14 protein-coding genes and 1 pseudogene are annotated in these 19,154 nt (G+C 68.0%); 9 read left to right on the plus strand and 6 right to left on the minus strand.

Features of this window, described 5'->3' with window-relative positions:
- Positions 1-619 (plus strand): annotated as a pseudogene (locus tag LQZ87_RS08970) (hypothetical protein); the annotation flags it as partial.
- 13 nt (positions 620-632) lie between these two features.
- On the opposite strand, the gene sucB reads toward LQZ87_RS08970, so the two are convergent.
- The 3 genes from sucB to LQZ87_RS08985 all read right to left on the minus strand — a co-directional run bounded on the left by sucB (position 633) and on the right by LQZ87_RS08985 (position 5,292).
- The gene (gene sucB, locus LQZ87_RS08975) at positions 633-2,378 is read right to left on the minus strand and encodes a 2-oxoglutarate dehydrogenase, E2 component, dihydrolipoamide succinyltransferase (RefSeq protein ID WP_230103139.1); all 1,746 of its coding nucleotides are present in this window, start codon (positions 2,376-2,378) and stop codon (positions 633-635) included.
- A gap of 65 nt (positions 2,379-2,443) precedes the next feature.
- Complete coding sequence (lpdA, locus tag LQZ87_RS08980; protein WP_230103140.1) at positions 2,444-3,817, minus strand: dihydrolipoyl dehydrogenase; 1,374 nt, start codon at positions 3,815-3,817, stop codon at positions 2,444-2,446.
- Positions 3,814-5,292: a leucyl aminopeptidase gene (locus tag LQZ87_RS08985; RefSeq protein WP_230103141.1), complete on the minus strand. Its 1,479-nt coding sequence runs from the start codon at positions 5,290-5,292 to the stop codon at positions 3,814-3,816. Before LQZ87_RS08985 ends, lpdA begins: the two co-directional genes overlap by 4 nt.
- Before the next feature lie 102 nt (positions 5,293-5,394).
- Here LQZ87_RS08985 and LQZ87_RS08990 point away from each other — a divergent pair, with 102 nt between their 5' ends.
- From LQZ87_RS08990 to murJ, 4 genes are all read left to right on the plus strand, one after another.
- Entirely contained in the window at positions 5,395-6,339 is a 945-nt protein-coding gene (locus LQZ87_RS08990; RefSeq protein WP_230103142.1) for a PAC2 family protein, read from the plus strand.
- Between the two features lie 159 nt (positions 6,340-6,498).
- Positions 6,499-7,752, plus strand: a complete 1,254-nt coding sequence (locus LQZ87_RS08995; protein WP_230103143.1) for an RNA polymerase sigma factor — start codon at positions 6,499-6,501, stop codon at positions 7,750-7,752.
- Entirely contained in the window at positions 7,752-8,459 is a 708-nt protein-coding gene (locus LQZ87_RS09000) for a coenzyme F420-0:L-glutamate ligase (RefSeq protein WP_230103144.1), read from the plus strand. Before LQZ87_RS08995 ends, LQZ87_RS09000 begins: the two co-directional genes overlap by 1 nt.
- A 50-nt stretch (positions 8,460-8,509) precedes the next feature.
- A complete protein-coding gene (gene murJ, locus LQZ87_RS09005; protein ID WP_230103145.1) occupies positions 8,510-10,090 on the plus strand; it encodes a murein biosynthesis integral membrane protein MurJ in 1,581 nt (526 codons plus the stop codon).
- A 24-nt stretch (positions 10,091-10,114) separates the two neighbouring features.
- Here the strand turns inward: murJ and LQZ87_RS09010 are convergent, their stop codons facing one another.
- Positions 10,115-11,140 (minus strand): sugar-transfer associated ATP-grasp domain-containing protein, encoded by a 1,026-nt coding sequence (locus LQZ87_RS09010; RefSeq protein ID WP_230103146.1) that lies wholly within the window; start codon positions 11,138-11,140, stop codon positions 10,115-10,117.
- Between the two features lie 98 nt (positions 11,141-11,238).
- Between LQZ87_RS09010 and LQZ87_RS09015 the strand changes: the two genes are divergently transcribed.
- Both LQZ87_RS09015 and LQZ87_RS09020 read left to right on the plus strand, forming a co-directional pair.
- Complete coding sequence (locus LQZ87_RS09015; RefSeq protein ID WP_230103147.1) at positions 11,239-11,949, plus strand: alanine racemase C-terminal domain-containing protein; 711 nt, start codon at positions 11,239-11,241, stop codon at positions 11,947-11,949.
- Positions 11,949-12,968: an alanine racemase gene (locus LQZ87_RS09020; RefSeq protein WP_230103148.1), complete on the plus strand. Its 1,020-nt coding sequence runs from the start codon at positions 11,949-11,951 to the stop codon at positions 12,966-12,968. Before LQZ87_RS09015 ends, LQZ87_RS09020 begins: the two co-directional genes overlap by 1 nt.
- A 45-nt stretch (positions 12,969-13,013) precedes the next feature.
- On the opposite strand, the gene LQZ87_RS09025 is transcribed toward LQZ87_RS09020, so the two are convergent.
- Positions 13,014-13,232 carry a hypothetical protein gene (locus LQZ87_RS09025; protein WP_194419646.1) on the minus strand — a complete coding sequence of 73 codons (219 nt, stop codon included), beginning with the start codon at positions 13,230-13,232 and terminating at the stop codon, positions 13,014-13,016.
- Between the two features lie 182 nt (positions 13,233-13,414).
- Here LQZ87_RS09025 and LQZ87_RS09030 point away from each other — a divergent pair, with 182 nt between their 5' ends.
- Positions 13,415-15,511, plus strand: coding sequence for a DNA topoisomerase IV subunit B (locus LQZ87_RS09030; protein ID WP_230103149.1), 2,097 nt, complete (start codon positions 13,415-13,417; stop codon positions 15,509-15,511).
- 24 nt (positions 15,512-15,535) lie between these two features.
- Here the strand turns inward: LQZ87_RS09030 and LQZ87_RS09035 are convergent, their stop codons facing one another.
- Positions 15,536-17,980 (minus strand): DNA topoisomerase IV subunit A, encoded by a 2,445-nt coding sequence (locus LQZ87_RS09035; protein ID WP_230103150.1) that lies wholly within the window; start codon positions 17,978-17,980, stop codon positions 15,536-15,538.
- Positions 17,981-18,023: 43 nt separating this feature from the next.
- On the opposite strand from LQZ87_RS09035, the gene LQZ87_RS09040 reads away from it, so the two are divergent.
- The gene (locus LQZ87_RS09040) at positions 18,024-19,151 is read left to right on the plus strand and encodes a nucleotide pyrophosphatase/phosphodiesterase family protein (RefSeq protein ID WP_230103151.1); all 1,128 of its coding nucleotides are present in this window, start codon (positions 18,024-18,026) and stop codon (positions 19,149-19,151) included.
- Positions 19,152-19,154 lie beyond the last annotated feature (3 nt).

Raw genomic sequence — 19,154 nt, forward strand, 5'->3', positions numbered from 1 at the left:
GGTGCGGCGTGAACACCGCCCAGACGGGCGTACCCGCACGGCGGCGGCGCAGGCAGGACCGGCCCGACTGGCGCCCCAGCACTCGCACCGGCGTCCGCTGATCCTCGCCGGGTCGCTCGTGGCCGTCATCCTCGCCGTGGGACTGTTGTGGCCACAGGGCGACGATGCCGATCCTGCGGAGGCCGCCCAGCTGACCGCTCCAGCCTCGGAGACGGATGGCCTCGAGACCAAGGGCGATGCCGACGCAGCGGAAGGTCCGGAGGAGAAGCCTGTCGAGAGTCCAGCGCCGGCCGAGACCACCCCGCCCGCTGAAGACGGCCTGTCGGCTGTACCGGCCCTTCTAGACAGGATCGCCGAATGCACAGAAGCGGCGGCCCCCGACTGCCCCGCGGCTCTCGTGGACGGACTCGTCGCACCCGACAGCGGCCTGGCGACGCGTGGAGCTCAGGCGAGCGTGGCAACGCTCGTCGACGACTACGGAGATGTCGCCGTGATCAAGCTCGTCTCAGCCGATGACGATTCCGGCGAGAGCTCGACCGCGCAGATGCTCGTGCTCGAGCGCAGGGAAGAGAAATGGCTGGTGCGCGACGTCTACGACGTCGCGCACCAGCCGGATTGAGCGGTGTCTGAACTCAGGCGCCCAGGTTGCCGGCGAAGTTCGCCGCTTCGAGGCGGGCCTTGACCGCGCCGAGGAAGCGCGCGGCGTCCGCGCCGTCCACGATGCGGTGGTCGTACGAGATCGCCAGGTAGACGTACGAACGGATGGCGATGGCATCCACACCATCGACGGTCACGACGCCGGGGCGCTTGAAGACCGTACCGGTGCCGAGGATCGCCGACTGCGGCAGGAACACCAGCGGGGTGTCGAACAGGGCACCGCGCGAGCCCGTGTTCGTCACGGTGAACGTGCCACCGGCGAGCTCGTCGGGCTTCAGCTTGTTGTCGCGCGTGCGGGCGGCGAGGTCCGCGATCTCGTGAGCGAGCTGAGCGAGGTTCTTCGTCGCCGCGTCGCGGACGACAGGGGTCAGGAGTCCGCGCTCGGTGTCGACGGCGATCGAGATGTTCTCAGTCGCCGGGTAGACGATGTTCTCGCCGTCGACTGTCGCGTTGATGACCGGGAACGCCTGCAGCGCCTCGGCGGCGGCCAGGGTGAAGAACGGCAGGAAGGAAAGCTTGTCGCCGGTCTTCTTCTGGAAATCGTCCTTGACGCTGTTGCGGTAGTTCGCCAGAGCGGTGACATCGACCTCGACGAACGTGGTCAGCTGCGCCGTCTGCTGCATCGAGGCGACTGCGCGCTCAGCGACGACCTTGCGCAGACGCGACATCTTCTGCGTGGTGCCGCGCAGCGGCGAGATCTCGAGCGGAGCCGGGGCCGGAGCAGCCGCGGCTGCAGCCGGGGCCGCGCCCTTCGACTCGGCGGCCTTGAGCACGTCCTCCTTGCGGATGCGCCCGCCGACACCGGATCCGGTGACCGTCGACAGATCGACACCCTGCTGCGAGGCGAGGCGACGCACGAGCGGGGTCACGTAGAGCGAACCCTTGTCGTCGCCGGCCTTGTCCTCGGCGGTCGGCTCGGCTGCGGGGGCAGTCTGTGCCGGAGCGGCCTGTGCTGGAGCGGCCTGCGGGGCCGGAGCGGCCGGTGCCGGAGCCTCGGCAGCCGGAGCCTCAGCGGCCGGTGCCGGCTCAGCGGCCGGTGCCGGTGCCTCGGCGGCAGGCGCTGCGGGAGCCGCACCGGAGCCGACGCGAGCCAGGACGCCGCCGACCTCGACGGTCTCGTCTTCGCCCGCGACGATCTCCTGAAGGATGCCGGCGACCGGCGAAGGGATCTCGGTGTCGACCTTGTCGGTCGAGATCTCGAGCAGCGGCTCGTCGACGGCGACCTCGTCGCCGACCTGCTTCAGCCAGCGGGTGACGGTGCCCTCTGTGACGCTCTCGCCGAGTTCGGGGAGACGGATGTCGGTGGCGTTGCCGGCGGCAGCGGCGGGTGCCGCCTCAGCAGCGGGTGCTTCTGCGGTCGGTGCGGGCTCGGCCGGTGCCTCCTGCGCGCGGGCGGCCTCCTCAGCGGGGGCGGCCTCAGCAGGGGCCTCGGCGGGGGCGGAGTCCGCGGCCGCTGGGGCATCCGATGCCTGCGCTGCGCCGCTGCCGTCGCCGATGCGCGCGAGCAGCGCACCGACCTCGACGGTCTCGTCCTCGGCGACGAGGATCTCCTCGATGACGCCGCTGACCGGCGAGGGGATCTCGGTGTCGACCTTGTCGGTCGAGATCTCGAGCAGGCCTTCATCCGCCTGAACGGTGTCTCCGACCTGCTTCAGCCAGCGGGTGACCGTACCCTCTGTGACGCTCTCACCGAGAGCGGGGAGGACCACGGATGTGCTCATGACGGAGTCTCCTTCAAGAATGTTTATGACGTATTCAGCTTAGTGACCCTGACACCGGTTGGTGTTCAGAGGGCGTGCAATGGTTTTCCGGCGAGTGCGAGGAATGCCTCGCCGAGAGCCTCGCTCTGCGTCGGATGCGCGTGGATGAGCGGGGCGATGTCCTCAGGGTGAGCTTCCCACGCCACCGCGAGCTGCCCCTCGGTGATGAGCTCGCCGACACGATCTCCGAGCAGGTGCACACCGAGGACGGGACCGTCTTTCAGGCGGACGACCTTGACCAGACCCGTCGTGCCGATGATCTCGCTCTTGCCGTTGCCCGCGAGGTTGTACTCGTACGCGACGACAGCCTCTGCGCCGTGCTCGCTCACGGCCGCCTCCTCCGAGACGCCGACGGACGCGACCTCTGGGTTGCAGTACGTGATCTTCGGGATCTGCGATTCGGGGATCGGCGCGGGGGAGAGTCCGGCGATCCGCTCGGCCACGGCGATGCCCTGCAGGAATCCGCGGTGAGCGAGTTGGAGCCCAGGGACGATGTCGCCCACGGCCCAGAGACCGGGGACGCCGGTGCGCAGCTCGTCGTCGACGGTGACGAAGCCGCGATCGAGCGTGACCCCGGCTTCCTCGAAGCCGAGGTCGGCCGTCGCGGGGCCCCGGCCGACGGCCACCAGCAGGTAGTCGCCGGTGAACGTCTTGCCGTCCTCGAGCGTCACGGTGACGCTCGCGTCATCCTGCGTCGCGGTCTGGAAGCGGGTTCCGAGCGAGTACTGGATGCCGCGACGGCGGAACGCGCGTTCGAGTCCCTTGCTCAGCGCGATGTCCTCGTTGGGCACCAGGTGCGGCAGCGCCTCGATGATCGTGACCTCTGCGCCGAACGAGCGCCACACGCTGGCGAACTCCACGCCGATGACGCCGCCGCCGAGCACGAGAACGCGCTCTGGTACCTCGTCGAGCGCGAGCGCCTGCTCACTGGTGAGAATGCGTCCCCCGACGTCGAGACCGGGCAGTGAGCGGCTGTACGAGCCCGTCGCGAGAACGACATCAGCGCCGGCGTAGACATCGTCGCCGACGGACACCGTGCGGTCGGCGTTCAATCGACCGGTACCGGCGACCGTCGTGATCCCGCGGGCCTTGATCAGACCCTCGAGACCCTTGAACTTCTTCGCGACGATGTTCTCGCGGTACGTCCGGACCCCGGCGGCATCCACGCCGTCGAATGTCGCGCCGATGCCTACGGACGCGGCATCACGTACGTGATCGGCGACCTCGGCTGCATGCAGGAGTGCCTTGGTCGGGATGCACCCTCGGTGCAGGCACGTGCCCCCGACCTTGTCCTTCTCGATCAGGGCGACGCTCTTGCCGAGTTCGGCGGCTCGAAGAGCTGCGGCGTACCCGCCGCTGCCTCCGCCGAGAACGACGATGTCGAAGGTGTGCGTGGTCATCGAGCCTCCTTGGCGCGTGCTTCAGCGAACGCGACGAGTGAGCGGACGGTCGCGCCGGTAGCGCCCTTGTCCGTGAATCCGTACGGGGAACCGCCGTTCTCGGACGAGCCGGCGATGTCCAGGTGCACCCAGGGGATGCGAGGCGCGTCGTCCGCGTCGCCGTCGCGTCCGACGAAACGCTGCAGGAAGAGCCCCGCGAACATCGATCCGCCCGCACGGTCGCCCATGTTGGCGTTGATCATGTCGGCTATCGGGGAGTCGAGCGAGTCCTCCATGTACTCCGGCAGGGGGAGCGCCCAGGCGAGCTCATCCGCAGACTCGGCCGCAGTCAGGTACTCGGCCACCGCGTCGTCGTCGCCCATCACTCCGGTGTGGCGGTGGCCGAGGGCGACGAGGATCGCGCCGGTGAGAGTGGCGACGTCGAAGATCACGTCGGGCTTCTCTCGGCTGGCGGCGACGAGGCCGTCGGCTAGGACGAGTCGTCCCTCGGCATCCGTGTTGAGCACCTCGACGGTCTGGCCGTCCAGCATCCGGAGCACGTCGCCGGGGCGGATCGCGCTGCCCGAGGGCATGTTGTCGGTGATGCACATCCACGCCGTGACGCGGACGGGGAGTCGCAGCTGCGCGATCGCACGGAGGGTCGCGAGGACGGTCGCGGATCCGGCCATGTCGAACTTCATGCCCACCATGGATGCCGCCGGCTTGAGCGACAGGCCGCCGGTGTCGAAGGTGATTCCCTTGCCGACCAGCGCGATGTGGGCCGCGGCGTCTGCGGGGGCGTAGTCGAGGTGGACGACGCGCGGCGGACGGTCGGAGCCCTGCGCGACGCCGAGCACGCCGCCGAAGCCCTGTTCGGCCAGTGCTTCTTCGTCGAGCACCTCGACGGCGACGTCGAGATCGGCGACGGCATCCACGGCGCTCTGCGCCAGGTCTGCCGGGCTCTGCCACTCGGCGGGCACCGAGACGAGGTCCTTGATCAGGGCGAGGGCTTCGCCGAGGACCCTGGCGCGCTCGATATCAGTATCGCTGACGGTCGTGCCGTGGATCGTGACCGCATCGGCACGACTCTTACCGGGCTTGGCGCGGTATCCCTCGAAGCGGTAGCCGCCGTACGCGGCACCCTCTGCGGCAGCGGCGGCGTGCTCCTCCAGCGGACCGGCTGCGGCCAATGCCACGTTCGCGAAGCCCGTCAGGGAGCGGAGGGCGACGCCAGCTGCGTCACGCACTGCAGCGGCGTCAGCTGCCTTGCCAGCACCGACGACGGCGAACGGCAGATCGGTCACGCCGGGGGCGTGCACGCGGGCGAACGACGACGTGCCGCCGGTGAAGCCGACCGCGGTGAGCACGTCCTTGAGGCCGGAGTACGCGTCCAATGCATCGGGGAACGCCTCGAGATCCGGGACGACGAGCACTGCGGCGTCGGCAGCGCTCCCGGGGAATGGATTATCGGTGTGCGAGAGCGCAGGAAGCGTCATGGTTCCATCCTAGGCACCGACCGCCCCGCGAGCCCCAGCCGTGTTCGCTGTGAGCAACACCGAGTCGCGCCCCGGGTCCGCTCCGACTCGTAGCATGGACACATGCCCGTCTCCGGAGAGCTGTACGAACGCGTCGTGAGCGCACCCGCCGTCCCGCCAGGGCTGCCGCTCGTCATTCTGCTGACCGGGTTCACGGATGCGGGCAGCGCGGTCTCAGGACTCATCGATCACCTCCGCGACGTGGCCGACCCGCAGCCCATCGCGGTCTACGACAACGACGTGCTGCTCGATTACCGCGCACGCCGCCCGCTCTTCGTCTTCGAGCAGGACCACCTGACCGAGTTCCGCCCCGCCCGACTCGAGCTGTCGATCGCGCATGACGCGCTGGGACAGCAGTTCCTCCTCCTCTCCGGCTACGAGCCCGACTTCGCCTGGAACGCCTTCGCGCAGTCCGTCCTCGACTTCGCCGACGAGTTCGCCGTCTCCGGGGTGAGCTGGGTGCATTCGATCGCGATGCCGGTTCCGCACACCCGACCGATCAGCACGACCGTCAGCGGCAATCGCAAGGAGATCACCGCGAGCCTGTCGGTGTGGCGCCCTCGGACGCAGGTGCCCGGAACCGCAGGGCACCTGCTCGAGTACCGATTCGCCGAACGAGGCGACCGCATCGTCGGTTTCGTTCTGCTCGTTCCGCACTACCTGGCAGAGACCGAGAACCCCGAGGCGGTGATCGCCGCGGCCGATCGCGTGATGGGTGCGACGGGTCTCGTCCTCGCGCTCGACGATCTTCGCGAGAGCCGCGACGAGTTCCTCGCCAAGGTCGAGGAGCAGGTCGCGGGCAATGATGAGCTGCGTCAGATGGTGCACACGCTCGAGAACCGTTATGACGCGTACATGGCTGGGCGCGATCCGGAGGACACCGACCGGTTCGATGAAGGCGGCTTCGACGAGCGGGACCTCCCCAGCGCGGACGAGCTGGCGGCCGAGCTCGAGCGCTATCTCGCGACTCGTCCTCCGGGTGACGACGACAAGCGCTCGCGCTCCTGACGCGACTTTCGGCCGGATGCATCCGACCGTTCATTCGTGTGCGATACTGGTAATCCGACCCGTTGTCAATGGTTCGCGCTCGCGCTGCGGACTTGACAAGGGTCTTACTAGTGTCCGAAATGTCCCGGGGCTGCGCGCCCGCCCCGTGAAAGGCGAAACGTGACTCCTGCCGCGACCAAGAACACCCGGACGAAGAAGACGACCGAACCTGAAGCAGAGGTCGTCGAGACCGAAGCCGTCACTGCTGCGGCGAAGAAGCCGGCTGCGAAGAAGGCTCCTGCTGCGAAGAAGGCTCCCGCAGCCAAGAAGGCTCCCGCTCGCCGCAAGAAGGCCGACGACATCGTCGATCAGGCTCAGGCCGAGGCGGACGTCGTCCCCGAGGATTCCGAGGAAGACGACAAGAAGCCGGCCTTCACCGAGCCGCTGCCCACCGGCGCGATCGTCCTCACGTCCAAGGACGAGGACGACGTCCCCGTCTACTCGACGCAGATCACCGGTGCGACCGCTGACCCCGTCAAGGACTACCTGAAGCAGATCGGAAAGGTCGCGCTTCTGAACGCGGCCGAAGAGGTCGAGCTCGCGATGCGCATCGAGGCCGGCCTGTTCGCCGAGGAGAAGCTGTCGGCGATGTCGGCTGCCGAGAAGACCGGCCAGCTGGGCCTCGACCTGCAGTGGGTCGCCCGCGACGGTCAGCGCGCCAAGAGCCACCTGCTCGGCGCCAACCTGCGCCTCGTGGTCTCGCTCGCCAAGCGCTACACCGGCCGTGGCATGCAGTTCCTGGACCTGATCCAGGAGGGCAACCTCGGTCTCATCCGCGCTGTCGAGAAGTTCGATTACACCAAGGGCTTCAAGTTCTCGACGTACGCCACGTGGTGGATCCGTCAGGCGATCACCCGTGCCATGGCCGACCAGGCCCGCACGATCCGCATCCCGGTGCACATGGTCGAGGTCATCAACAAGCTCGCACGCGTTCAGCGGCAGATGCTTCAGGACCTGGGGCGCGAACCCACTCCTGAGGAGCTCAGCCGCGAGCTCGACATGACCCCTGAGAAGGTCGTCGAGGTGCAGAAGTACGGTCGCGAGCCCATCTCGCTGCACACCCCGCTCGGCGAGGACGGCGACAGCGAGTTCGGTGACCTCATCGAGGACACCGAGGCGGTCGTTCCGGCCGATGCTGTCGGGTTCACCATGCTGCAGCGTCAGCTCGAGCAGCTGCTCGACTCGTTGTCCGAGCGCGAAGCAGGCGTCATCCGCATGCGCTTCGGCCTCGGCGACGGCCAGCCCAAGACCCTCGACCAGATCGGCGACACGTTCGGCGTCACGCGCGAGCGCATCCGTCAGATCGAGTCGAAGACGATGGCGAAGCTGCGCCACCCGAGCCGCTCGCAGTCGCTGCGGGACTACCTCGAGTGATGCAGGCGAACGACGGCAAGGCGAATGAGGGCAAGGCGCTCGAGACGGACGTCGACGGCACGAACTACGCCCGCATTCCGCTGAAGACCAGGGTCGTCATGCCCGAGGACGATCTGGATGCCGTGATCACCGAGTACGCGACGGATACCGTGCAACCGGGCGACGTGCTGTTCGTGACCGAGAAGATCGTGGCGATCACGCAGGGCCGCTCGTACCGGCTCGACGAGATCAAGCCCCGCAAGCTCGCGCTCCTCCTGTCGAAGTACGTCACGCGCACGCCGTACGGCATCGGCCTCGGCATGCCCGAGACGATGGAGATGGCGCTGCGGGAGTGCGGCACACCGCGCATCCTCTTCGCGGCCGCCGTGGCTGCCGTCACCAAGGCGTTCGGACGCAAGGGCGACTTCTACCGCATCGCCGGTGACAAGGCCAGGGCCATCGACGGCCCGACCTCCGGCACGATCCCGCCGTACAACCAGGCGGTCGTGCTCGGCCCGAAGAACCCGCGCGGCGTGGCCGCGCACGTTCAGACGCTGATCGGCGGGAAGGCCGAGGTCGCCGTCGTCGACATCAACGACCTGGGCGGCAACATCCTCGGCTCGACGCTCGACCGCGCCGGCGAGGATCGCCTCGTCCGCATCCTCAAGGACAACCCGCTCGGGCAGGGGCATCAGTCGACCCCGATGGGCATCATCCGCGCCGTCTGATGGGCTGAGGCCGCAGAGGCCGCGCTCGGACTTCACTGGGAAGGGTCTCGATGGGAATCGGACGCGCCAGCGCGATGATCGCTGCCGGGACGCTCGTGTCTCGGTTGACGGGTCTACTGCGTGCAGTCGTGCTGGTCGCGGCGATCGGCTCTGTCGGCATGGCGTCTGACGCCTTCGCCGTCGCCAACCAACTTCCCAACAGCATCTACCAGGTGATCTCGGCCGGTGTCCTCACGGGCGTCATCGTGCCGCAGGTCGTCCGAGCGACCGCACACAACGACGGCGGGCACGCCTTCCTCGCCAAGCTGTTGACGCTCGGCACCATCATCGTCGGATCGATCACATTGGTGGCGACGCTCGGCGCGCCCGTGCTGATCGACCTGTATTCCGACTTCGGGCCGGCGCAGTCGGCGCTTGCGATCCAGTTCGCATACTGGTGCGTGCCGCAACTCTTCTTCTACGGCATGTTCGCTCTGCTGGGCGAGATCCTCAACGCGCGGCGTGTATTCGGCCCGTATGCCTGGGCGCCGATCGTCAACAATGCCGTATCCATCGCCGGTTTCGTGCTGTTCATGGTTCTGTTCGGCCAGAGTCGCAGCGGGCTCGGCGGCTGGAACACGGAGATGATCGCGTTGCTCGGCGGCACGGCCACCCTCGGCGTGATCGCGCAGATGGTCGTCCTCGTGCTCTTCTGGCGTCGGATCGGCATCCCGCTGCGGCTCGACTTCCAGTGGCGCGGCATGGGGCTGGGTCGCATGGGCAAGCTCGCGTTCTGGACATTCCTCACGACGCTGGCCGGCCAGCTGGTCGGGCTCGTCCAGTCCAGGGTCGTCACGCCGGCATCGGGCGAGAACGCGTCGGTCGCGGCATCCCAGTACACCTGGCTCGTGTTCATGGTCGCCTACTCCACGATCGTTCTCGCGATCGGAACGCCGTACTTCACGAGGATCAGCGAAGAGGTCGCGGCTGAAAAGGGGGATGAGGTCCGGGAGACCGTTCGCCAGGCGATCCGCATCCTCGGCCTGCTCGTCGTCGTCGCGATGGCGGCGATCGCCGTGGCGTCGATCCCCGCCTCCCGCATCTTCAGCAAGTCGGCAGCCGAGGCCGTCCTCATTGCGCCCCTGCTACTGGCATATCTTGTGAGTCTCCTGCCACTGGCGGTGCTGTTCGTCGTGCAACGCACCTTCTACGCCTACGGCGACGCGCGCACCCCTTTCATCTACACGCTGATACAGGCCGCTCTACTCGTCGTTCTGACCTTGGTCGTGGCAGCCACCACGCCCCTCGAGCAGCGGGCCGCGATGGTCGCCCTCGCGCAGTCGGTGGCGAGTACCGTTCAGACCGTGATCGCCGCGATCATGCTGAAGCGCAAGTTCGGATCGTTCGGTCTCGGCGGCACGATGCTGGCGCTGGGTCGCTTCGTACTGCTGGCCGTGCCAGCTGCTGCGGCCGGCTGGGGCGTCTTCCTTCTCGTCGGCGGAGTCGACAGCTGGATGCTCTCCGGCATGTTGCAGGGAGCCCTGGGCGCTGCCCTGATCGCCGTCGTGACGGGCGTCGTCTTCGTGGCGCTGCTCGCACTGTTCCGCGTGCCGGAGCTGACGACGGCTGTACGGATGCTGCGTCGACGCTGAGGACGGCGTCGGCGAGCGCGGGGCTCAGAACCCGATCGCGGCGCGGTAGCGGGGCTTGTTGCCGGTGCGGATGCCCGACACCGATGGCTTGTTCTCGTACACGCCGGCGCCCCAGTTGCCCTCGACCAGCACAGGGCCGTCCGGGCCGATCACGATGTCCCAGCCCACGTACTGGATTTGGGGGACCACGCGCGCGACGGTGTCGACGAACGCGACCATCTCATCGAAGAGGGGGAGCTGGAAGTCGGCGATGCGGAACCCGGAGTCCGGGTGGTCGACGTGCACGTGGCCGTGGGAATCGTACCCGGCCGAGCGCGCACGCCCTGTTTCGGGGTCGAGCATCGTGTAGAAGCCGCCGAAGGACATCTGGTCGCTGACCTCGCCGCGCCCGAACTTCTGCGCGACGGCCAGGATGTGGGTCTTCTGTCCGTCGAAGAATGCGGTCACGCGGGTGGTGTTGACCGTCCCGGGGCAAACGGCCGCAAGGTCGGCGTGCTGCGTGATCACCTGCTCGATGACCACCTCGCCGCGCGTGAACAGGCCGCGGTGGAACTCGGACCAGTCGTCCACGTCTGCGGCGTGATACCGCTTGACGCCGCTGCCGGCCTGGCCCATGCGCGTCTTGGCGATGATCGTGCCGTGCCGGCGGGTGAACTCCTCCAACTCGGCTGCGTTGTCGCTCGTGACCTCGAGCCACTCACGACGCAGGAACTCGTCGAATACGCGATTGAACGCGAGCTTGTCGTGGAACGTCGGGCGGTACGGCTCGGCGTCGTACCGCTGCGAGAGCTGATTCGACACCGGGTGAGTCATATAGGTCGCGCGCTCCGCGCTGTTCAGCGTCGCGAAGTCGTAGTCGACGTAATCCTGGAAACCCACGTTCTTGAATGCCGCACTCCACAGCATGTCGACGACCACCACCGGGACGGCCTTGCCGTGCTGGTCGCGAACCTCGCGGGCGCGCGTGAACACCGATCCGACATCGATGCGGCGTGCGCGGTTGGCGAGGTATCGCAGGCGGGGCATGACGCCCAGGCCGTTGGCAGGCATTCGTTCTCCAGATTCGTCGCGGACACACCATTCTAGGCGGCGACGCCCGAACGCCCGCCTTCAGCGGCGGCGCACGACACGGCCCGTAGACTCGATGAGTGGTCACTCTTCGCAGCACGGCAACCCGCGCCGTGATCTCTCGTTCTGCGCTGACAGCTCATGCGAAGGCGGCCGTCGCGGCCGGTGGCCGCGTCGCGGATCTGCGTCGTGACGCGTACGGACACGGCCTGCATCAGGTGGCCGACGCTGTGCTGCTGGCGGGGGCCGACGGTGTGCGCGTCGACGATGCGGAGACGGCGCGGATGCTGCGCGCCGATGGCCTGGATGCGAGCGCGACAACTGAACCGGACATCGACCCTGCGGCGCTCTACGGGTTCCCCACCGGCGCAGGCGCTGACTCCGTGGATCGACCGGTGATGCGGCTGTCAGGACGTGTCATGTCGATCAAGCCCCTGCGACGAGGGGAGGCCGTCTCGTACGGCTACACGCACCGCGCGGAGCGCGACACCACGGTGGCCCTCGTCACGGGCGGCTACGCTCAGGCCGTCGTGCGGGCACTCGGCAACCGCGCGCATGTCGAACTCCGAGGACGCGTGCATCCGATCGTCGGACGCGTGGCGATGGATGTGTGCGTCGTCGACCTCGGTGCGACGGACGCGGCGGCCGATGAAGGCGAAGAGGTCACCTACTTCGGGGGAGGCGGCCCAGCCGCCGGCTTCCTCGCCGAGTGGTCCGCGGTGACAGGTCTCACCGCAGCGGAACTCGCCTGCGCCGTCGGCCTCCGTGCCGCGAGAGCAGAGGAGGACTGATGTCCGCCCGCCTCGAGGTCCGCACCCAGACCTTCCTCGACAACATCCAGGCGGTAGCCGAGCGCATCGCCCCCGGCGAGATGATGCTCGTCACCAAGGACGACGCGTACGCGCACGGGCTGGACTGGGCGGTGCCGGCGGCGCTGTCCGCCGGAGTCCGATGGTTCGGTTCGTACGACGTGCCGTCGGCTCTGCGGATCCGTGCGGCGGCTCCCGAGTCCCGGATCTTCGCCTGGGCGACGTCTGCGGCTGACGAGGTCGCCGAGGCGATCCGTGCGGACGTGGACCTGGGCGTCGGCACTGCCGCCTATCTGCGACGGGTGATTGCCGAGGCCGATCGCGCTGGGCGTCGGGCGCGGGTTCACCTCAAGATCGACACCGGACTGCACCGCAACGGCATCAGGCCGGAGGACTGGGGAGATACGGTCGCTGTAGCACGTAGCGCAGAAGACGCCGGTCTGCTCCACGTCGCGGGTGTCTGGAGTCATCTCGCCGAGGCCAGCGACGATGAGGACGACGCGGCCCAGCTGGAGTTCCTGACCGCCGTCGACGCTCTCCAGAAGGCCGGAGGCACACCCGAGCAGCTGCATCTGACCGCGTCAGCTGCATCCTGGGCGCGACCGGAGCTTCGAGGATCGCTGAGCCGGATCGGCGCGTTCTGCTACGGCATTCGCTCTGCCGATGGACCGGAGCTCGACGGCATCCGTCCTGTCGCGTCACTCCGAGCCGAGGTCATCGACGTCAGCGACGATCGCGTTCGGATCGACATCGGAGCCCTGGACGGACTCCCGTCGACCCTTGCTGGAGCGCACCTCGGCGATCCGGCGACGCGGCGCATCCTCCACATCGACGGAACCTGGACCGACCTCGCCCGCTGGGACGCGGCTGCCGTCGGGGACACTGTGACGGTGTTCGGCGATGGCGGTCCGAGCGCGACCGATCTCGCCGAGAGGATCGACACCGTCGGCGAGGAGATCCTCACCCGCGTGTCACCGCTGATCGCCCGCAGATACAGCTGACGCGCGGAGCGTCTGCTCCGCGCGTCGGTGAAGACTCGGGTCGGATCAGACCGTGTCCACGAGGCGTGCGGTCTCGTCGTGCCACGAGGTCGCGATGCTGCGCAGCTTCTCTTCGTACTTGCGTCCGTGGTGTGCGCAGAACAGCAGCTCGGAACCGTTCACCTCTGCGGCGATGTAGGCCTGCGCTCCGCAGGAGTCGCAACGATCCATGGCCGTCAGGCGGTACTCGACGGTGGAGGTCTCACGTTCGGTTGTAGCGTTCATCTCGGTGCCTCCTCGGGTATCGGCGTCCGTTTCGGGATGTGCTCAATACAACCACGCCGGGCTGGGAGTCATGCCCGGATGGCGGCGTGTTTCGCTCACCGCGTACGCGGGCGCGCTGAGTACGGCTGCACAGGGGAGTGTCTGCGAGGCCGAAGACGGCTCCGCGAATAGAATCGATCCTTGTGACCGCCGAGTACTCCGCCCATCATCTTCAAGTCCTCGAAGGGCTCGAAGCGGTCCGCAAGCGCCCGGGCATGTACATCGGGTCGAACGGTTCTCCCGGACTCATGCACTGCTTGTGGGAGATCATCGACAACGCCGTCGACGAGGCCGTCGCCGGGAACGGCAAGCGCATCGAGACGATCCTGCACGCCGACGGCAGCGTCGAGGTGCAGGACAGCGGCCGAGGCATCCCCGTCGACATCGAACCGCGCACCGGGCTCACCGGAGTCGAGGTGGTCTACACGAAGCTCCACGCCGGCGGAAAGTTCGGCGGCGGATCTTACGCGGCGTCGGGTGGTCTGCACGGCGTCGGCGCCTCCGTCGTGAACGCGCTGTCCGAGCGTCTCGACGTCGAGGTCGATCGCGGCGGCAAGACGTACGCGATGTCGTTCCACCGCGGTGAGCCCGGCCTGTTCACGGACTCCGGTGAGAAGCGGCCCGACGCCCCGTTCGCCCCGTTCGAGAAGAGCAGCGAGCTGCGGGTCATCGGCAAGACCGCGCGCGGTGTCACCGGCACGCGGGTGCGGTACTGGGCCGACCGTCAGATCTTCACGAAGGATGCCGCGTTCCAGCTCGGCGAACTCGAGACGCGTGCACGTCAGACTGCGTTCCTCGTCCCTGGGCTGGAACTGACGATCCGCGATGAGCGCGAGGAATCGCGCGGCGAGGACGGTGCGGCCAAGGAGACGTCCTTCCACTACGAGGGCGGAATCTCGGAGTTCGTCGAGTACCTCGCGATGGATGCTCCCGTGACCGACACCTGGCGCATCCAGGGGTCGGGCACGTTCAAGGAGACCGTCCCTGTGCTGCAGGCAGACGGTCACATGGTCTCCACCGAGGTCGAGCGCGAGTGCCGCGTCGATCTCGCCATGCGCTGGGGGACCGGCTACGACACGGTCACCCGCTCCTTCGTCAACATCATCGCGACGCCCAAGGGCGGTACGCATCAGCAGGGTTTCGAGCAGGAGCTGCTCAAGGTTCTGCGGGCGCAGGTCGATCAGAACTCCCGGCGCCTGAAGGTCGGCAACGACAAGCTCGAGAAGGACGACGTGCTGGCCGGTCTCACCGCCGTGCTCACCGTCGAGGTGCCGGAGCCGCAGTTCGAGGGGCAGACCAAGGAGGTCCTCGGGACCCCTGCTGTCCGTCAGATCGTCGCGCAGGTGCTCCGGAAGGAGCTCGGTGCGCGCTTCACCTCCACCAAGCGCGACGACAAGAACCAGGCGAGCCAGCTGCTCGACAAGGTCGTCGCCGAGATGAAGGCTCGAGTCTCTGCCCGCGCCCACAAGGAGACGCAGCGTCGTAAGACCGCCCTGGAGTCCTCGTCGCTCCCGGTCAAGCTGGTCGACTGCCGCTCCAACGACGTGTCCCGCAGCGAACTGTTCATCGTCGAGGGCGACTCCGCGCTCGGTACGGCACGTCGCGCCCGCGACAGCGAGGTTCAGGCGCTCCTGCCGATCCGCGGCAAGATCCTCAATGTGCAGCGCGCATCGATCGGGGACATGCTCTCCAACGCGGAGTGCGCAGCGATCATCCAGACGATCGGCGCCGGATCCGGCAGGACCTTCGACCTCGATCAGGCGCGGTACGGCAAGATCATCCTGATGAGCGACGCCGACGTCGACGGCGCGCACATCCGCACTCTCCTGCTCACGCTGTTCTTCCGCTACATGCGGCCGCTGATCGAAGAGGGTCGTGTTTTCGCCGCCGTTCCGCCGCTGCACCGGGTGATCGTCATGAACCCCGGTTCCAAGCCGAATGAGACGATCTACACCTACAGCGAGCAGGAGCTGCACACGCTGCTGGCCAAGCTCCGCAAGGCGAACAAGCGCTGGCACGAGCCGATCCAGCGCTACAAGGGGCTGGGCGAGATGGATGCGGACCAGCTCGCGAACACGACGATGGACAAGGCAGGTCGTCTGCTGCGCCGAGTGCGCATGGAGGATGCCGAGGCGGCCGGCCGCGTCTTCGAGCTGCTGATGGGCAACGAGGTCGCCCCGCGCCGCGAGTTCATCGTCGACTCGTCGGATCAGCTGTCCCGCGAGTCGATCGACGCCTGAGCGTCGGCAGGGTTCGAGCCCGGCTCAGGCGCCGAGTTGTGTGCCGACCGAACCGATGACCGCGTCCAACGGCTGACCGGACGCGTCGCGCTTCGCGCCCGTCTCGGGGAGCGCACGAGCAGCACCGTCGGTTCCGACTGCCAGCGCAGTCCGAGGGCCGGCCCACGCGAGTCGCAGCCGATCCTCACCCTTGAGGAACGAATGCGTGCGAACGCCTCCTGTCGCACGGCCCTTGGCGGGGAACTCGCCGAACAGCGAGACCTTCGCGCGCCCGGCATCCGTCCCGGCGATCGTGCCGTCGGCACCCGAGATGGTGACGACGATCGCGTCCTCCTGGTTCGTGATCACCGAGAACGTGATGATCTCGGCGCCAGACGCCACCTTGACACCGGCCATGCCGCCGGCCGGGCCGCCCTGGGGCCTCACCGCCGAGGCGGAGTAGTGCAGCAGTTGGGCATCCGAGGTGACGAAGACGAGCTCAGCGGTGTCGGGCGCGGCTCCCGCTCCCACGAGGCTGTCCCCGGCCTTCAGACCGATGACTTCGGTGTCGGGGCGCACGGGGAGCGCTGAGGGGATGATGCGCTTGACGACGCCGGTGCGTGTCCCCATCGCGAACGGGGTGTCGTCGTCGAAGCGGAGCAGGGCGATGACGCGTTCGCTCTTGTCGAGCAGTCCGACGTAGTCGCGCAGCGCGACTCCAGCGGACAGGTGCACGGACGACGAAGGCACCGATGGCAGATCGACGGGGGAGAAGCGCAGCACGCGACCCGCTGTGGTCACCGCGCCGATCTCGCTTCGGGTGGTCGTGGTGAGGGTCGCCAGGACGGCGTCGTGCTTGCTTCGACGTGCAGCGGGAGCCAGCGTCTGCCCGTCGGCGAGGTCGACGCGCACGGCCTTCCCCGTGGTGGAGAGCACGACGACGGTGGGGCTGTCGGCGATCTGCAGGTCGACCGGCGCCTTCGAGCTGCGCGGCTTCGGGGGAGCGGCGTTCAGCAGCAGCGTCCGCCGCGGGGTGCCGTATGCCTCTGCGGCGGCATCCAGTTCGCGTGCCACCTGAGCACGCAGCAGCACCTCGCTGCCGAGCAGCTCCCGCAGCTCGGCGATCTCGGCCTGCAGCTTGTCGCGCTCGGCCTCGAGCTCGATGCGCGAGAACTTGGTCAGTCGACGCAGCCGCAGCTCGAGGATGTACTCCGCCTGCAGATCCGACAGGTCGAAGACCTGACGCAGGCGACCGCGCGCCTGATCGGAGTCGTCGGACGAGCGGATGACCTGGATGACCTCGTCGATGTCGAGGATCGCGATGAGGAGGCCCTCGACGAGGTGGAGCCGCTCTTCGCGGCGAGCGAGGCGGTACCGGCTTCGGCGGGTGATGACCTCGAGACGGTGGCCGACGTAGACGCTCAGCATCTCCTTCAGGCCGAGCGTGCGCGGTTGCCCCTCCACCAGAGCGACGTTGTTGATGCTGAAGGAATCCTCCAGCGGGGTCAGCCGGTACAGCTGCTCGAGAACCGCGTTCGGGTCGAAACCGGTCTTGATGCCGATCTGCACCCGCAGGCCGTGCTGACGGTCGGTGAGGTCGTTGACGTCGCTGATGCCCTGCAGCTTCTTCGCCTGCACGGCATCCCTGATCTTCTCGATCAGTCGTTCAGGACCGACCATGTAGGGCAGCTCGGTGACGATGATCCCGGTGCGGCGCGGTCCGATCTGCTCGACCGAGACCTTGCCGCGCACGCGCAACGCGCCGCGCCCGTTCGCGTAGGCGTCCTTGACGCCGTCGAGACCCATGAGGATGCCGCCGGACGGGAAGTCCGGGCCCGGCACGTACTCCATGAGCTCTTCCGTCGTGGCATCCGGGTTCTCGAGCAGATGGATGGCTGCGGCGACGACCTCGATGAGGTTGTGCGGCGCCATGTTCGTGGCCATGCCGACCGCGATGCCGCTGGCGCCGTTGACGAGGAGGTTCGGGAAGGCGGCCGGCAGCACCGATGGCTGCTGGAACTGCCCGTCGTAGTTCGGGATGAAGTCGACGACGTCCTCGTCGAGGCTCTCGGTCAGAGCCAGCGCGGGGGGAGCGAGACGCGCCTCTGTGTAGCGGGAGGCCGCGGGTCCGTCGTCCAGCGAGCCGAAGTTCCCGTGGCCGTCGACGAGGGGCACGCGCAGGGCGAAGTCCTGGGACAGACGGACGAGAGCGTCGTAGATCGCCGAATCGCCGTGCGGGTGCAGCTTTCCCATCACCTCGCCGACGACGCGCGCACTCTTGACGTGCCCGCGGTCGGGCCGCAGGCCCATCTCGGCCATCTGGTACAGGATGCGTCGCTGGACTGGCTTGAGGCCGTCGCGTGCATCGGGCAGCGCGCGGGAGTAGATCACCGAGTAGGCGTACTCGAGGAATGAACCCTGCATCTCGTTGGACAGGTCGATGTCCTGGATGCGCTCCTCGGCGGGCTCGGCTGATTCGGTGCGGGGCATGGACTTCCTGGGACGTCGCTGAGCCTGTGGAAGACTGGCTCGGATGTCTTCGATTCTACCGACCGTGCCGACGACAGCCCGGATCATCAGCGGGGTGGCGGACGACCTGCTTGCCGCGCTGGAGGGTGGATCCGGCGCTCTCGCACCCGCGCGATCCGTCGTGGTCGTCATCGTGGACGGTCTGGGGGCGATCCAGCTCCGCGCGCACGCCGGCCATGCTCGGCACCTCGTGGCGGGGGTGGGCAAGAAGGACGTGGCCCACTCGGTGTTCCCGACGACGACCGCCGCGGCGCTCACCTCGATCCTCACCGGCGTCGAGCCCGGGTCCCATGGTTTGGTCGGCTACCGCGTCCTGGATCGTGACCGCGATCGGCTCGTCAATCTGCTGTCTGGCTGGGAGTCGGACGGAATCGATCCGCTCGTCTGGCAGCCGCAGCCGACGATCTTCGAGCGCGCGACAGCCGCTGGACACCCCGCGTACGCCCTGGGGATCGCGAAGTACGCGCGCAGCGGCTTCACGAAGGCCACGCTGCGCGGCGCGGAGTTCGTCGCAGCCAGGACCGCAGCCGAGCGGGTCGCCGTGGCCTATCAGCTCGCCGCAGACGATCCGGGTTCGCTCGTCTACTGCTATCTGCCCGAGGTCGACAAGGCCGGCCACCAGCACGGTGTCGATTCGGCGGAGTGGATCGCGGCTCTCGAGGAAGTCGATCACGCCCTCGCAGTCGACCCGCCACGACAGGTCGGCGTGCTGGTGACGGCCGACCACGGCATGGTCGACGTCCCCGCGCACCGGCACGTCGTGCTCGACGAAGGGGATGCGCGTCTGGACGGCATCCGTCATGTCGGCGGAGAGCCGAGGATGCTGCACGTCTATCTCGAAGCAGACGCCGATCGTTCCGCGGTGCTGGACACCTGGCGCCGGCTGAGCGAAGGGGACGCCGATGTTCTCAGCCGGGCGGAGGCGGTGTCATCGGGCATCTACGGGTCAACGGTCGCGCCCGATGCGGATCGCCGCATCGGCGACCTCGTCGTCATCGCGCGCGGGAACAAGGCGTTCTACGACGGCACGGCCGAGGATCAGCGTTCGCGCGGGATGATCGGCCAGCACGGCGCTCTCACGCCGGAGGAGCGGCAGGTGCCCTACATCCGCCGAGGGGTGTTCGCGATCTGACCG

The sequence above is a fragment of the Microbacterium sp. Bi121 genome (genome assembly GCF_918698005.1).
GTDB lineage: Bacteria > Actinomycetota > Actinomycetes > Actinomycetales > Microbacteriaceae > Microbacterium.

Coding starts and splice junctions, on each gene's coding strand:
- LQZ87_RS09000 (WP_230103144.1), top strand. CDS start 7,752: ATGCAGGCGAACGACGGCAAGGCGAATGAGGGCAAGGCGCTCGAGACG.
- LQZ87_RS09025 (WP_194419646.1), bottom strand. CDS start 13,232: ATGAACGCTACAACCGAACGTGAGACCTCCACCGTCGAGTACCGCCTG.
- sucB (WP_230103139.1), bottom strand. CDS start 2,378: ATGAGCACATCCGTGGTCCTCCCCGCTCTCGGTGAGAGCGTCACAGAG.
- LQZ87_RS09020 (WP_230103148.1), top strand. CDS start 11,949: ATGTCCGCCCGCCTCGAGGTCCGCACCCAGACCTTCCTCGACAACATC.
- lpdA (WP_230103140.1), bottom strand. CDS start 3,817: ATGACCACGCACACCTTCGACATCGTCGTTCTCGGCGGAGGCAGCGGC.
- murJ (WP_230103145.1), top strand. CDS start 8,510: ATGGGAATCGGACGCGCCAGCGCGATGATCGCTGCCGGGACGCTCGTG.
- LQZ87_RS09010 (WP_230103146.1), bottom strand. CDS start 11,140: ATGCCTGCCAACGGCCTGGGCGTCATGCCCCGCCTGCGATACCTCGCC.
- LQZ87_RS09040 (WP_230103151.1), top strand. CDS start 18,024: ATGTCTTCGATTCTACCGACCGTGCCGACGACAGCCCGGATCATCAGC.
- LQZ87_RS09035 (WP_230103150.1), bottom strand. CDS start 17,980: ATGCCCCGCACCGAATCAGCCGAGCCCGCCGAGGAGCGCATCCAGGAC.
- LQZ87_RS08990 (WP_230103142.1), top strand. CDS start 5,395: ATGCCCGTCTCCGGAGAGCTGTACGAACGCGTCGTGAGCGCACCCGCC.
- LQZ87_RS08985 (WP_230103141.1), bottom strand. CDS start 5,292: ATGACGCTTCCTGCGCTCTCGCACACCGATAATCCATTCCCCGGGAGC.